Genomic DNA, 12,673 nt, shown 5'->3' on the forward strand with positions numbered 1-12,673 from the left:
CCGTACCAGCCGGCCCCACGTGGCGCCCGCGGGCTGCGACATCCTCCCGGCCACCGGGCCCGGTAGCCGGAAATGGATGGCCGAACAGCAAGTGGTCGCCGCCATGTCCGGCATTCCGGAACTGTCGACCTTCGTCTCGGCCATCAACCAGGCGTCCTACGCCGCCACCTTCGACACCTCCCGCGACATCACCGTCTTCGCACCGGTCAACGACGCGTTCGACAAGCTCCCCGAGGGGCGGCTCGACAAATGGCTGGGCGACCGCGAGGCGCTCATCAGCCTCCTCGGCTACCACGTCGTCCAGGGCCGCATGACCCCGGCGGACCTGGACAACGCCAAGCTCACCACGAGGCAGACCGGCACCATCACCGCCACGACCAGCGGCGACACGATCACGCTGAACAGCGAGGCCGAGGTGACGTGCCCGGACATCCAGACGGCCAACGCGACCGTCTACCTCATCGACACCGTCCTGGACCCGCCCAGCTAAGCCTTCCGCTCCGTCACCGGCCGGCGTGGCCTCGCCGGGGGGCGATCACGACGCCGTACGGCAGGCGGCCCGGCTGCCCGAGCACCTGCGCGACGAGTTCATGACCGCCATCGGCGACGGCGCCCGGCGCTTCAGCCCGCCCGGCCCACCCACGGGCCTCAGCCCCGGTGACACCCGGCCCTGTTGCGAGGTGCCATGGGGCTTGCTAGCTTTCCAGGCGAGACTTCTCACCGCGGGCTCACGCCTCGCCAACCAGCTTCTTCGGGCCCCGATGGCCGCGGAAAAGGTGGAAGTCGTTCCACACCTGGAAGAGAGTATCTCTGCGATGGTGCTGGCAGTCTGGCGTGCCGTCAACGGGCCGACGTCCTTGCTTCGGAGCGCACGGGAACCCGTGTCCCGCCCCTAGCTCGACCGGTTGCACGTTCTCCCCTTCGCGGCGTTCCCCGCCGCCGCCGAGCAGAGATCCACGACCGGTCGCGAGCCCCGGGCCCGCCACCGTGACGAACGTCCCTCCCGAGCGAGCACCGCGTGGCCATGACCGGTTCTTCCGTGTTCATGGAGGTCAAACAGCATGACAGAGGTCCCATCGGCCACGCGGCGACCGTGGCTGGTGCTCGGTGTCTTCTGCGCCGGGTTCTTCATGGCGTTGATGGACGGAACCATCGTCAACATCGCCGTTCCCACGCTCATCAGCGACATCGGCGCCTCGTACGACCAGGTGCTGTGGGTGCTCGACGCCTACCTGCTGGTCTTCACGGTGCTGCTGATCACCACCGGACGGCTCGGGGACATCTTCGGCTACCGGCGCCTGTTCCTGATCGGCACCACGCTCTTCACCGTGGCCTCGGCCCTGTGCGGCCTGGCCGGCTCCGGAGGCTGGCTGCTGGCCGCGCGGGTACTGCAGGCGGTGGGCACGGCTCTGCTGTTCCCCCAGGTCATCTCGGCGATCCTGACGATCTTCCCACCGGAGCTGCGCGGCCGCGCGTTCGGCGTCTTCGGCGCGATCGCGGGCCTGGCCCCGGTCGCCGGGCCGATCGTCGGCGGCTTCGTCCTCGCCCACCTCGGCTGGCGCTGGATCTTCTTCATCAACATACCGATCGGCGTGATCACGATCATCCTGACCCTGGTCTACGCCCCGCCGATGCGCTCAGGCGGCAGCCACGAACTCGACCCGATCGGCGTGGCCCTGGCCACCGGCGGACTGACCGGCATCGTCTTCGGCCTGGTCGAGGGCGAGCGCCACGGCTGGGGGCCCATCGCCCCCGCCATCGTCGTCGGCGTCGTGCTGCTGGTCGTGTTCGTGATCTGGGAGAGCCGCAGGAAGGGCGAGCCGTTCATCCCCATGGACCTGTTCGCCGCCCGAGGCTTCTCGGTGGGCAACGGGATCGGCTTCCTCTTCTACGCAGGCATGATGGCCATCCCGCTCGTCGTGGTCCTCTACCTGCGGACGGCCCGCGGCCACAGCCCGCTGGAGACCGGCCTGACCCTGCTGCCCGGCGCCGACCTGACCGCTCTCGCGTCCGCCTGCGGCGGGCGGCTGTCCGACCGGTTCGGCGGCAGACACGTCTTGCCCGCCGGGCTGGCCACGCTCACGCTCGGGCTGCTCGTCCTTGCCGTCACCACCGGCCCGCACAGCACCGCCTGGAGCCTGCTCCCCGGCCTGATGATCATCGGCCTCGGCAACGGCGCCACCTACGCCCCTCTGCAGCAGGTCACGATGGACGGCGTGAGTCCCCGGCTGGCCGGTGCCGCCTCCGGCGTCGCCAACACCATCCGCCAGATCGGCGGCGTCGTCGGCCTGGCCGTCCTGGGCGCTCTGCTCACCGCCCGCCTCAACGCCACACTCCGGCATGACGCCGTACGGCAGGCGGCCCGGCTGCCCGAGCACCTGCGCGACGAGTTCATGACCGCCATCGGCGACGGCGCCCGGCGCTTCAGCCCGCCCGGCCCGCCCACGGGCCTCAGCCCCGGTGAAGCCGCCCTCTTCCGACGCCTGGGCAACGAGGTCTTCACCGCGAGCTTCACCAGCGCCATGCACACCACCCTGCTGGCCACGGCCGCCGTTCTCTTCGCGGCCACGGCGTTCTGCGTGCTCCTGGTGAAACGCGACCGATGAGTTTTGCGTGCTCGCGGCGTCTACATGGGTGACATGGACGAAGACGCAAGAACTGGAGCACCCCGTGGTCATCGTCGCAGGGCACATCACCGTCGAACCCCGGCAGCGCGATTCCTACCTCGCCGATTGCGTGGACGTCGTTCGGCAGGCTCGCGGGGCGGCGGGATGCCTCGACTTCTCCATCTCCGCGGACCTGCTCGATTCCGGCCGGATCAACATCTTCGAGCGCTGGGAGTCGCAGGCGGCCGTTGAAGCCTTTCGGGGCAGCGGTCCCGGCGACGACCAGAGCGCGGCGATGATCTCGGCATCGGTGGCCGAGTACGACATAGCCGGCGTGCGCTCCTTGACCGGTGAAGACCCCGCATGAGGCCGTCGCGAAAAGCACCCGATATCTCGCGGGAAACCTCGGGCAGAACGCCGGTAGTGAGTATTTTGACAATGGCTTGGCGAGGCGGTGTGTGCGGGTAGGCGGTTCCGTACCAGATGAGGAGAGCTCGGCATGTCCCATGATGAGGCACGACGTGTCTTCCAGGCGGTCGACACCTTTGAACCCGGCGCGTTCGTACGGTTACTGTCCGACGACGTCAGGATGGTGTTCGGCAACTCCGCGCCCATGGTCGGGCACGGGGCCGTCACCGACGGGCTGCGGGGGTTCTACGCGACCATCGCCGGCCTCACCCACAAGATCATCAGAACGTGGCAGGCCGGCGCCGACACTGTCGCCGAGACCGAGGTGACCTACCGGCGGCTCGACGGCACGCACGTCAGCGTCGCGGCCGTGTCGATCTGGCACACCCGCGACGACGGCCTGATCTCGGACTACCGCATCTTCGTCGACCTGGCGCCGGTCTATTCGGGCTAGCACCGAATAAATAGTGAAAAATTCTGTCCCCCTGGTTGAAGCGCCGCTTTAAAGCCGCGAAAACCCAGGGCCCGGCAATAGGTCTTACCGATCGGGCACGGCGGCCCCGTCTTGGGCAACGCCGGTGGTCGCCGTGCCACAAGGCCGATGCCGGCCCTCCGCACGTCACCGCCGTCCGCTTAAAGGGACATCCCTATCCGGCTTTTAAGGCCGCGCGCGTGAAAATGGCCTCTGTTGACAGTGCGATGAGCCGTCATGTATCTCTTGACCCTGATGCCCGCATTCCGCCGCATGTTCATTATGAAAGTCGCGGGACAAAGCAAATTAAAATGCACTCCCTTAAAAGGGGTAAGATGAGTTCGCGGGAACTGGCAGTAGCCGACAAGGTGATCTCGGACCGCTCCGGCGCATACGTCATCGCGGAGATCGGGCACAATCACGAAGGCGACCTCGAAAAGGCGGAGCGACTCGTGCTGAGCGCCGCCGTCAAGGGCGCGAGCGCCGCCAAGCTGCAGAAGCGCGACAACAAGACATTGTTCACCAAGGCGATGTACGCGCAGCCCTACGAAGGACGGAACAGTTTCGGCCCCACGTACGGAGAACACCGAGAGGCCCTGGAATTCGGCAGGACGGAGTACACGCACCTCGCGCAGGTGGCCAAGGAAGCGGGGATCGACTTCTTCTCCACCGCTTTCGACTTCCCGAGCGTCGACTTCCTGATGGAGTTCGACCCTCCTGCCATCAAAATCGCCTCCGCCGACCTCACCAACACCCCGCTGCTCGGCTACGCGGCCAAGACCGGCAAACCCCTGATCGTCAGCACGGGCGGCGGCACCGGAGACGAGGTACGGCGGGCCGTCGACACCATCCTTCCGGTCAACCCGAACCTGGCCCTGCTGCAGTGCACGGCCGTCTACCCCGCCGGTCCCGCGGACCTGAACCTGTCGGTGATCACCCGCTACCGCGAGGACTATCCGGACGTCGTGGTCGGCTTCTCCGGCCATGACCTGGGCGTCGAGGCGAGCCTGATCGCCTTCACGCTGGGCGCGCGGGTCATCGAGAAGCACTTCACGCTCGACCAGAGCCGCCCCGGCAGCGACCACCACTTCTCCCTGACCCCGCCGCAGCTCGGCACGCTGACCGCCGCGCTGGAAACGACGCGGCAGATGCTGGGCTCCCCGGAGAAGTCCTGCTCCGCGCAGGAGCTGGCGGCGGTGCGCAAGCTGGGCAAGAAGCTGGTCGCCGCCCACGACCTGCCGGAGGGGCACCTGCTGACCGAGTGCGACGTCGCCTGCAAATCTCCCGGTGACGGGCTCAAGCCGTACCAGATGGACCAGCTTCTGGGCAGGCGCCTGGCGGTTGCGGTGCGCGAGGACGAGGCATTCGCGATGGAGCAGCTCGCCGCCGGCCCCACCACCGCCAACGGATAGGTCCACGGAATGGCCACGACAGAAAAAGTCCCCTCCCTCTTCTCGCACCAGGCCTTCCGGCGGGTGTTCATGGCCGCGGCGGCCAGCCTGGTCGGCGTCGAGATCGCCTTCGTCGCCCTGCCGCTGGTCGCCATCTCGGCGCTGAACGCCTCCCCCGGCCAGGTCGCGGTGATCGGCGTGCTGGACACGATGGCGTTCCTGCTGATCGGGCTTCCGGCGGGCGCGTGGCTGGACCGTACGCGGCGGCGCTGGGTGATGGTCGTCGCCGACCTGGGCCGGGCCCTGCTCATGGCCTCGATCCCGATCGCCTGGCTGATGGGCGTCCTGACGATCTGGCAGTTGTTCGCGGTGGCGCTGCTCACCGGGGTGGGGCGGGTCTTCTTCGACGTGGCCAGCCTGAGCTACCTGCCGACGGCCGTCGGCAGGGAACGCCTGGTCCAGGCCAACTCCTACCTGCAGTCCTGGGACGCCGGCGCCACCGTGGCGGGACCGAGCCTGGGCGGCTTCCTGGTCCAGCTGGCCGCCGCGCCCATCGCGATCGCGGTCACCGCGACGACCTATCTGTGGTCGGCGCTGTGCCTGTTCGGCATCCGGGTCAAGGAGCCGGCGCCGGAGCGCCGGGCGGATCGGCACCTGGCGCGCGAGGTGGGCGAGGGCGTCTCGTTCGTGCTGCGCCATCGGCTCCTGCGGCCGATCGCGCTGCAGGGCGCGGTCACCAACCTGTTCCTCATGGTGGGCATCATCTCGATCCCGCTGGTGTTCACCCGCCTGCTCCACCTGAACGCCGGCGACATCGGCATCTTCTTCACCTTCGGCGGCGTGGGCATCCTGATCGGCTCGTCGATGGCCAGGCGGGTGGCCGACCGCATCGGTTACGGTCCGTCGCTGTGGCTGGCCGGGCTGGCCGGCGCGCCCCTGTGCCTGCTGGTGCCGCTGGTCCAGCCGGGGGTCTGGCAGTGGGTCACGTACGTGTGCTGGCTCGCGGTCACCCTGAGAATCGGCATGAACAACGTGGTCCTGGTCAGTTTCCGCCAGCGCATCACCCCGGACCGGCTGCTGGGCCGGATGAACGCCACCATGCGCTTCCTCATGACCGGCTCCCTGGCCCTCGGCGCGGGTGTCGCCGGCCTGGTCGGCCAGTTCGCCGGGGTGCGCGCCGCGCTGTGGGTGTCGGTCATCGGCCTGACGGTGGCCTGGCTGCCGGTCTACTTCTCGCCGCTGCGGTGGATGCGCGAGCTTCCGTCGGAAGAGGAAGGTTCAGATGTTCGCTCCGATGACTGAGCGCTACCTGGGTGAGGTGTCCGCGGGCAACCGGGCACTGCTGGAGGCGAAGGACGCCGCGCCGTTCGGCCCGGCCTTCCTCGCCGCCCACGGCGGCGACCTCACGCTGCCGCGCCCGCTGTTCGTGGACGCCGAGCCCACCCGCGCGCTCGCCGCCGACCTGCACGCCCTCTACGAGCTGGTCTTCCAGCTGCCCGCGCGGCTGTTCGACGGCGACTTCGACGCCTACCTGAAGGAGCTGGGCCTGGAGCCGGCCAAGCACGCCGTCCTGCGCCGCTACCGCGCCACCCCTCTGCTGTACGGCAGGGCCGACGTCTACCACGACGGCGACTCCTACAAGGCACTGGAGTTCAACGTCGGCAGCTCCCTGGGCGGCATCGACCGATCGGCGGTCGAGGCGGGCTTCATGCGCGTACCGGCGTTCCGTGAGTTCGCCGAGCGTCACGGCCTGTCCTACGTGAACGCGGCCGGGCGGCTGGCCGAGGAGTGGCGCAGGGCGGCGGCCCCGATCACCGGCGGCGCCGACCCCGTGGTGGCGTTCCTGGAGTGCGACGGCGGGCTGGAGGTGTACCTGCCGATGGTGGAGTCGCTGCGCGAGGCGATGGCGGGCCAGGGCATCGAGATGCTGCTCGGCGAGGTAGGCCAGGTCACCGAGCGCGACGACCGCCTGTGGCTGCGCGGTCGCCGGATCGACCTCGTGCTCCGGTACTACACCGAGAACGAGATCGTCTCCGGCGAGGCCCCGATGGTGGCGGTCGAACGCATCGAGCGCCTCCACGCGGAGGGCCGGCTGGTGCTGTGGGCGACGCTGGACAGCGCGCTTTACCACAGCAAGGGCTGCCTGGCGATGCTCTCCGACGAGCGGTGGCGCGAGGCGTTCACGGCCGAGGAGATCGCGCTGGTCGACCGGGTGCTGCCGCTGACCCGCACGCTCAGCACGTCCCACTCGGTGATCGAGGGCGAGCGGGTCGACCTCGTGGACTACTGCCGTGAGCACCGCGACGAGCTGATACTCAAGCCGCGCGCGAACTTCAGCAGCACCGGCATCGTCGTCGGCTGGGAGAGCGGCGAACGCGACTGGCGCGAGGCGCTCGACGACGGCAGGACCACCGGCGCCATCGTCCAGCGCCGGGTACGCCCGAAGCCGTTCGAGGTCATGGACCCGGAGACGAACCAGGTGTCGCGCTGGGTGGGCGTGCTGGGGCCGTTCGTCATGCCCGGCGGGCGCTATTCCGGCTGCTACGCCAGGGCGATGCCCGAGGGCGCCAGCATCGTCAGGGGGCTGGGAGCAGGACCGTCCACGGGGGTCTTCCTGGTCGAAGGAGCACCGTTATGACCGACCACGTGACCGAGGTCTACATCGAGCGCTGCGAGGCGGGCCGCAGCGAACTGGCCAAGGCGATGAGCGACATCCGGCTGACGGAGAAGTTCGCCGCCTCCTGCGCGCACCGGCTGCTGCCGCGTCCGTTCTTCATGGCGCGCGAGCGCATCCTGGGCTTCGCCGCCGACCTGACGCGGCTGTTCGACGTGCTGGTCTCGCTGCCCGAACGCCTGCACGCCGGCGACGTGGCCGCCTTCTGCGCCGCGCTCGGCTTCGACGCGCGCAGCTCGGCGCTGCTGGCCAAGTTCCCGGAACGCCCCACCCTGTACGGCAGAGCCGACCTCTACCACGACGGGGACTCCTTCCGCCTGCTGGAGTTCAACTTCGGCAGCGCGCTCGGCGGCGCCGACCGGGCCCAGATCTCCGCGGCGCTCCTGGAGGTGCCGGCGTTCCGTTCGTTCGCCGTCGAGCACGCGCTGGACTTCGTGCACACCGGGGAGCGCGTGGCCGCGGCCCTGCGCGCGGCGGCGGCACCGGTCACCGGCTCGCGCGATCCGGTCGTCGGCTTCGTGGAGGCGGACGGAGAGCTGGGGACGTACCTGAACCTGGTCGAGTCGTTCACCGAGGCGCTGACCGGGCTCGGCATCGAGGTGGTGCTGGGCGAGCTGAGCCAGACCGCCTACGACGGCTCCGCCCTGACGTTGGGCGGGCGGCGGGTGGACCTGGTGCTGCGCTACTTCAACATCGGCGAGATCATGGCCGCGCCCGGCGGCGAGCAGGCGGTGGAGCCGGTGCTGCGGGCGCACGCCGACGGCGCGGCGGTCCTGTTCACGACGCTGGCCAGCGAGATCTACAACAACAAGGGCTGCCTGGCGCTGCTGTCCGATTCCCGCTGCCGCGCGACCCTGTCCGCGGAGGAACTGGAGCTGGTGGACCGGGTGCTCCCCTGGACCAGGCGCCTGGTCCCCGGCGAGCTGCCGGAGCAGTGCCTGGACCAGCAGGACGACCTGATCATCAAGCCGTGGGCCGACTTCGGCGGCAGCGGCATCGTGGCGGGCTGGGACGTGCCCGCCGGCACCTGGCGCGCCGCCGTCGAGCAGGGGGTCGCCACCGGCGCGGTGGTCCAGCGCCGGGTACGGCCCCGCCCCGAACCGGTGATCAACCCCGACACCGGCGAGCTGGAGCTGTGGGCGGCGGCCTGGGACGCCTTCCTCACCCCGGACGGCTACGCGGGCTCGCACATCAGGGCGCTGCCGCACGCGGAGGCGCCGATCATCGGCATGGGCGTCACCCCGGCGACCAGGACCACCGGCATCTTCCTCTACTGAACGTCTCCGGGTGTCCCCTCTTGGCCGGGCGGTTCGTGGTGTGGGTGTAACAACCACCACGGCAAGGAGATCTCCATGGACGCCCGGTTCGACTACGCCGCCAACCCGGTCGGCGCCAAGGCCGCGAAGTACTTCGTCTCGGTGAGCAGAGCGGTGGCCGGCTCGTCGCTGCCGGCCACGACGCTGGAGCTGGTGCAGCTGCGCGTCAGCCAGATCAACGGCTGCGCCGTCTGCGTCGACCAGCACACCAAGGACGCCGCGCACGCGGGGGAATCCTCGGTGCGCGTCAACCTGGTCGCGGTCTGGCGGGAGGCGACGGTCTTCACCGACGCCGAGCGGGCCGCCCTGGAGCTGGCCGAGCAGGGCACCCGCGTCGCCGACGCGGCCGGCGGCGTCACCGACGAGGCGTGGGCGAACGCCGCCAAGCACCACGACGAGGACCAGCTCGCCGCCCTGGTGTCGGCCATCGCCGTCATGAACGCCTGGAATCGCATGAACGTCATCACCCGGCAGCCCGCGGGCGGCTACCAGCCCGGCCAGTGGGGGTAGACGGCACCGCCGTCCCATACATCGCCGGCGCACAGCGGATGTATTAACCCGGGCGCGCACTCTGTTCTCACACGGACAACAACCCGAGGAGCACTGATGAACCGTTCCGTCGTACGCGCGCACCGCTACTCCGTTGCCGAGCCCGACCTCGAGGAGTTCCTGGCCCGGCGTGGCTCACTGATCGCCACCATCCGCGAGAGCCACCCCGGCCTCACCCACGCGGTGCTGGTCAGGCTGGAGGACGGCTCCTACACCGACACCTGGCACTGGGAGAGCATCGGGCAGATGGGCGCCGCCTTCGCCGACCTGCCCAACTTCCCCGAGGCCCCGCTGACCATGGCACTGACCAAGGACGCCACTGCCCAGAACGGCCAGGTCATCGACGAGTCCTGACCGGCGGGCGATACGTTTCAAGTCCAGTTTCACGAAGGAGATCTGCCATGAGCAGCTATGAGGGATTCTCGGCCGAGGAGCGGGCCGCGATGAAGGACCACGCCACGGAGATGAAGAAGTCGGCGCGCCGCGGCACGAAGGCCGACAAGGCCGCCGAGGCCCTGCGGGACGTGCTGGAGAAGATCGCCGAGATGCCGGAGGACGACCGGATTCTGGGCGAGCGGGTCCACGCCATCGTCACCGCCGCCGCCCCGGGCCTCGCGCCCAAGCTCTGGTACGGCCAGCCCGCGTACGCCCTGGACGGCAAGATCATCTGCTTCTTCCAGGGCAGTGCGAAGTTCAAGACCCGGTACGCGACGCTCGGGTTCAGCGAGGACGCGAAGCTGGACGACGGCCCGATGTGGGCGACCTCCTTCGGCCTGCTCGACATGACGCCCGAGGTCGAGGCCCGGATCACCGCGCTGGTGAAGAAGGCCGTCGGCTGAGGCCGGTATCCTCGGGAGCTCCCCCGCTCCCGGATTGGTGACCTTGCCGCGTACCTCCCCGCCCGCCGAAGCACCGGTCGTCTCGGGCCGTCGTGTGATCGCGGCCGTGGTGTGCGTGCAACTGGCCGCCTCGCTGGGCTACTACGCGGTGATGGCCCACCTGGTCACGCACCTGCGCGACGACGTCGGCCTGCTCGCGGGCACGATCGCGCTGGTGCTGGGCCTGCGGGTGGGGATGCAGTACGCGCTGTTCCTGCCCTTCGGCTGGCTGGTGGACCGGATCGGTCCCGGCCTGGCCGGGGCGGCGGCGTGCGTGCTCAGGGTCGCCGCGTTCGGGTTGCTGGGGCTGGCCGACACGTTGAGCGGGTTCGTGGCGGGTGCCTTGCTGCTCGCGATCGGCGGGGCGCTGTTCCATCCCGCGGCGCAGACGCTGCTGGCCAGGCTGCCCGACGGGGTGCGTCCCAAGGGCTTCGGCACCTACGTGGTGACGGGCCAGATCGCCGCGGTCGCCGGGCCGCCGGTCGGGCTGGTGCTGCTGGCGGGCGGGTTCGCGCTCGTGGCGAGCGTGTCGGCCGCCGCGTGGGCGGTGGCGGCCGTGCTGTTCTGGATGCTGCGCCGGGTGGGCGGCCCCGACGGGCGGGCCGAGGGCCTCGTGCTCGCGCGGGGGGTGGCCGAGGTCGTGCGCGACCGGCCGTTCCTGCGCTTCGCCGTCGTCACCGCGCCGGGCACGCTGCTGGTCAGCCAGGCCGTGTCCGTGGTGCCGCTGAGCGTCGGCCACTCCGGCCTGATCACCCTCTTCTTCTGTACGGTCGCCGTCGCGACGGCAGGCGTCCAGCCGTTCGTGGCCAGGAGGGCGGAACGGCCCTGGGTGATGCGCGGCGGCCTGCTCTGCCTGGGTGGCGGCTACCTGGTCCTGGCCGCCTACCCGGTGCTGCCGGGGTGGGAGGTCGCGGTGCTGGTGGCGGCTGCCGTCCTGAGTGGGCTGGGCAACGGCCTGACCACGCCGGCCGCCTTCCAGACGATCGTCGGCCGCGCGCCCGGGGGACGGGTCGGGGTCTACAACGGCATGTACGCGTTCGTGTCCGGGCTGGCGGCCTTCGTGGGCGGACTGGTCATCGGGCCGTTGTTCGACGCGGGGGCCGTGACGGCGGCGCTGATCGGGCTGGCCGGGCTGGCGGCGGTGTCGGCCGCCGCCCATCGCTAGGGCGCCGCCGAGCGGGCGGCCACCTCGGCGTCGTAGCGGCGGCGGTTGCCGTTGATCTCGTGCCGGTGTGTCCTGGCCCATTCGCCGAGGCGGACGACGGAGTCCAGCAGCGTCGTGCCGAGTTCGGTGAGCGCGTAGTCCACGCGGGGCGGGACGCTGGGGTGGACGTGGCGCGACAGCAGGCCGTCGCGTTCGAGCTGCCGCAGGGTCCGGGTGAGCATGCGCTGGGAGATGCCGGTGACGGCGCGGTGCAGTTCGCCGAAGCGCAGGGTGCGGTCCTGGAGCTGACCGATGACCATGATGCTCCACTTGTCGCCGATCAGCGCCAGGATCTGGAGCACCTCCCGGCACGCCTCCAGATCCGGCTCGTCGAGGGGCGGGGAGAGTACGCCGCGGGTCGCCAACACTTACCTCCGTGTGCGTCACCGGCACAGATGTGCCGTCTTGTCCCCCACATTAGTAACAAGCCATGCTGCTACGAACAAAGAGTAAGGGAGCAGGTCATGGCTAAGACACTGGTGGTCGTGGGTGCGGGGCCGGGGCTGGGGATGGGGGTCGCGCGTGCGTTCGGGCGCGCGGGGTTCCGGGTCGGGCTGATCGCGCGTACCCCGGAGAAGCTGGACGCGCTGGTCGCGGAACTCACCGGCCTGGGCATCGGCGCGGCCGCCTTCCCCGCCGACATCCGCGACCGTGACGTCCTCGCCGCCGCGCTGGCCGCGGCGAAGGAGCGGCTGGGGGCGATCGACGTCCTCGAGTACGGCCCCAGCCCCACCGGGCCGATCACCGGCGCCGTTCAGACCACGGTGGAGTCGGCGACGGCGCAGTTCGAGCTGAACCTGCTCGGCGCTGTGCACGCGGTGGGCCAGGTGCTGCCGGACATGCGCGCCCGCGGCGACGGCGCGATCCTGCTGACCACCGGCGTCTCCTCGACCGTCCCCGCGCCGTTCCTGGCCAACGTGGGGGCGGCGATGGCCGGCCTGCGCAACTGGGCGCACTCCCTGCACGCCGAACTCAAGCCCGAGGGCGTCCACGTGGGGACGGTGACGATCGCCACGGGGGTCGTCCCCGGCGGCGGCGAGGGCGACCCCGACGCCATCGGCGCCCGCTACCTGCGCATGTACCGGCAGCGTGACCAGGTGGAGGAGGTCATCGGCGACGTGGAAGCCTTCCGCGCCCTCGTCGCCCGGCACCAGTGACCGGCCGGGCGGCCACCG

General features: G+C 70.3%; 14 protein-coding genes. 13 read left to right on the plus strand and 1 reads right to left on the minus strand.

The window, feature by feature from the left end:
* The first annotated feature begins 76 nt into the window (after positions 1-76).
* The 12 genes from ACIBKY_RS17615 (at position 77) to ACIBKY_RS17670 (ending at position 11,459) form a co-directional block, all read left to right on the plus strand.
* Positions 77-490 carry a fasciclin domain-containing protein gene (locus ACIBKY_RS17615; RefSeq protein ID WP_397097706.1) on the plus strand — a complete coding sequence of 138 codons (414 nt, stop codon included), beginning with the start codon at positions 77-79 and terminating at the stop codon, positions 488-490.
* Positions 491-1,061: 571 nt separating this feature from the next.
* On the plus strand, positions 1,062-2,606 hold the full coding sequence (locus ACIBKY_RS17620; RefSeq protein ID WP_397097707.1) for a DHA2 family efflux MFS transporter permease subunit: 1,545 nt from the start codon (positions 1,062-1,064) through the stop codon (positions 2,604-2,606).
* Positions 2,607-2,670: 64 nt separating this feature from the next.
* Positions 2,671-2,973 (plus strand): putative quinol monooxygenase, encoded by a 303-nt coding sequence (locus ACIBKY_RS17625; RefSeq protein ID WP_397097708.1) that lies wholly within the window; start codon positions 2,671-2,673, stop codon positions 2,971-2,973.
* 132 nt (positions 2,974-3,105) lie between these two features.
* On the plus strand, positions 3,106-3,468 hold the full coding sequence (locus ACIBKY_RS17630; protein WP_397097709.1) for a nuclear transport factor 2 family protein: 363 nt from the start codon (positions 3,106-3,108) through the stop codon (positions 3,466-3,468).
* Between the two features lie 353 nt (positions 3,469-3,821).
* Positions 3,822-4,898 carry an N-acetylneuraminate synthase family protein gene (locus ACIBKY_RS17635; RefSeq protein ID WP_397097710.1) on the plus strand — a complete coding sequence of 359 codons (1,077 nt, stop codon included), beginning with the start codon at positions 3,822-3,824 and terminating at the stop codon, positions 4,896-4,898.
* Between the two features lie 9 nt (positions 4,899-4,907).
* Complete coding sequence (locus ACIBKY_RS17640; protein WP_397097711.1) at positions 4,908-6,179, plus strand: MFS transporter; 1,272 nt, start codon at positions 4,908-4,910, stop codon at positions 6,177-6,179.
* Complete coding sequence (locus ACIBKY_RS17645) at positions 6,172-7,515, plus strand: hypothetical protein (protein ID WP_397097712.1); 1,344 nt, start codon at positions 6,172-6,174, stop codon at positions 7,513-7,515. Before ACIBKY_RS17640 ends, ACIBKY_RS17645 begins: the two co-directional genes overlap by 8 nt.
* Positions 7,512-8,828: a hypothetical protein gene (locus ACIBKY_RS17650; protein ID WP_397097713.1), complete on the plus strand. Its 1,317-nt coding sequence runs from the start codon at positions 7,512-7,514 to the stop codon at positions 8,826-8,828. The genes ACIBKY_RS17645 and ACIBKY_RS17650 overlap by 4 nt, the downstream gene beginning before the upstream one ends.
* 75 nt (positions 8,829-8,903) lie before the next feature.
* Positions 8,904-9,377 carry a carboxymuconolactone decarboxylase family protein gene (locus tag ACIBKY_RS17655; protein WP_397097714.1) on the plus strand — a complete coding sequence of 158 codons (474 nt, stop codon included), beginning with the start codon at positions 8,904-8,906 and terminating at the stop codon, positions 9,375-9,377.
* A 96-nt stretch (positions 9,378-9,473) separates the two neighbouring features.
* Positions 9,474-9,770 carry a hypothetical protein gene (locus ACIBKY_RS17660; RefSeq protein WP_397097715.1) on the plus strand — a complete coding sequence of 99 codons (297 nt, stop codon included), beginning with the start codon at positions 9,474-9,476 and terminating at the stop codon, positions 9,768-9,770.
* Positions 9,771-9,817: 47 nt separating this feature from the next.
* The gene (locus ACIBKY_RS17665; protein WP_397097716.1) at positions 9,818-10,255 is read left to right on the plus strand and encodes an iron chaperone; all 438 of its coding nucleotides are present in this window, start codon (positions 9,818-9,820) and stop codon (positions 10,253-10,255) included.
* A gap of 37 nt (positions 10,256-10,292) precedes the next feature.
* On the plus strand, positions 10,293-11,459 hold the full coding sequence (locus ACIBKY_RS17670; RefSeq protein WP_397097717.1) for an MFS transporter: 1,167 nt from the start codon (positions 10,293-10,295) through the stop codon (positions 11,457-11,459).
* Here the strand turns inward: ACIBKY_RS17670 and ACIBKY_RS17675 are convergent.
* On the minus strand, positions 11,456-11,866 hold the full coding sequence (locus tag ACIBKY_RS17675) for a winged helix-turn-helix transcriptional regulator (RefSeq protein ID WP_397097718.1): 411 nt from the start codon (positions 11,864-11,866) through the stop codon (positions 11,456-11,458). The two genes, ACIBKY_RS17670 and ACIBKY_RS17675, sit on opposite strands and share 4 nt — an antisense overlap.
* Positions 11,867-11,962: 96 nt before the next feature.
* Between ACIBKY_RS17675 and ACIBKY_RS17680 the strand changes: the two genes are divergently transcribed.
* Positions 11,963-12,655: an SDR family NAD(P)-dependent oxidoreductase gene (locus ACIBKY_RS17680; RefSeq protein WP_397097719.1), complete on the plus strand. Its 693-nt coding sequence runs from the start codon at positions 11,963-11,965 to the stop codon at positions 12,653-12,655.
* Positions 12,656-12,673 lie beyond the last annotated feature (18 nt).

The sequence above is a fragment of the Nonomuraea sp. NPDC050394 genome (assembly GCF_044459065.1).
GTDB lineage: Bacteria > Actinomycetota > Actinomycetes > Streptosporangiales > Streptosporangiaceae > Nonomuraea.

What these genes read in the sequence shown, in the direction of transcription:
- ACIBKY_RS17615 (WP_397097706.1), top strand. Translation starts at nt 77, where the DNA reads ATGGCCGAACAGCAAGTGGTCGCCGCCATGTCCGGCATTCCGGAACTG.
- ACIBKY_RS17620 (WP_397097707.1), top strand. Translation starts at nt 1,062, where the DNA reads ATGACAGAGGTCCCATCGGCCACGCGGCGACCGTGGCTGGTGCTCGGT.
- ACIBKY_RS17630 (WP_397097709.1), top strand. Translation starts at nt 3,106, where the DNA reads ATGTCCCATGATGAGGCACGACGTGTCTTCCAGGCGGTCGACACCTTT.
- ACIBKY_RS17635 (WP_397097710.1), top strand. Translation starts at nt 3,822, where the DNA reads ATGAGTTCGCGGGAACTGGCAGTAGCCGACAAGGTGATCTCGGACCGC.
- ACIBKY_RS17640 (WP_397097711.1), top strand. Translation starts at nt 4,908, where the DNA reads ATGGCCACGACAGAAAAAGTCCCCTCCCTCTTCTCGCACCAGGCCTTC.
- ACIBKY_RS17645 (WP_397097712.1), top strand. Translation starts at nt 6,172, where the DNA reads ATGACTGAGCGCTACCTGGGTGAGGTGTCCGCGGGCAACCGGGCACTG.
- ACIBKY_RS17650 (WP_397097713.1), top strand. Translation starts at nt 7,512, where the DNA reads ATGACCGACCACGTGACCGAGGTCTACATCGAGCGCTGCGAGGCGGGC.
- ACIBKY_RS17655 (WP_397097714.1), top strand. Translation starts at nt 8,904, where the DNA reads ATGGACGCCCGGTTCGACTACGCCGCCAACCCGGTCGGCGCCAAGGCC.
- ACIBKY_RS17660 (WP_397097715.1), top strand. Translation starts at nt 9,474, where the DNA reads ATGAACCGTTCCGTCGTACGCGCGCACCGCTACTCCGTTGCCGAGCCC.
- ACIBKY_RS17665 (WP_397097716.1), top strand. Translation starts at nt 9,818, where the DNA reads ATGAGCAGCTATGAGGGATTCTCGGCCGAGGAGCGGGCCGCGATGAAG.
- ACIBKY_RS17680 (WP_397097719.1), top strand. Translation starts at nt 11,963, where the DNA reads ATGGCTAAGACACTGGTGGTCGTGGGTGCGGGGCCGGGGCTGGGGATG.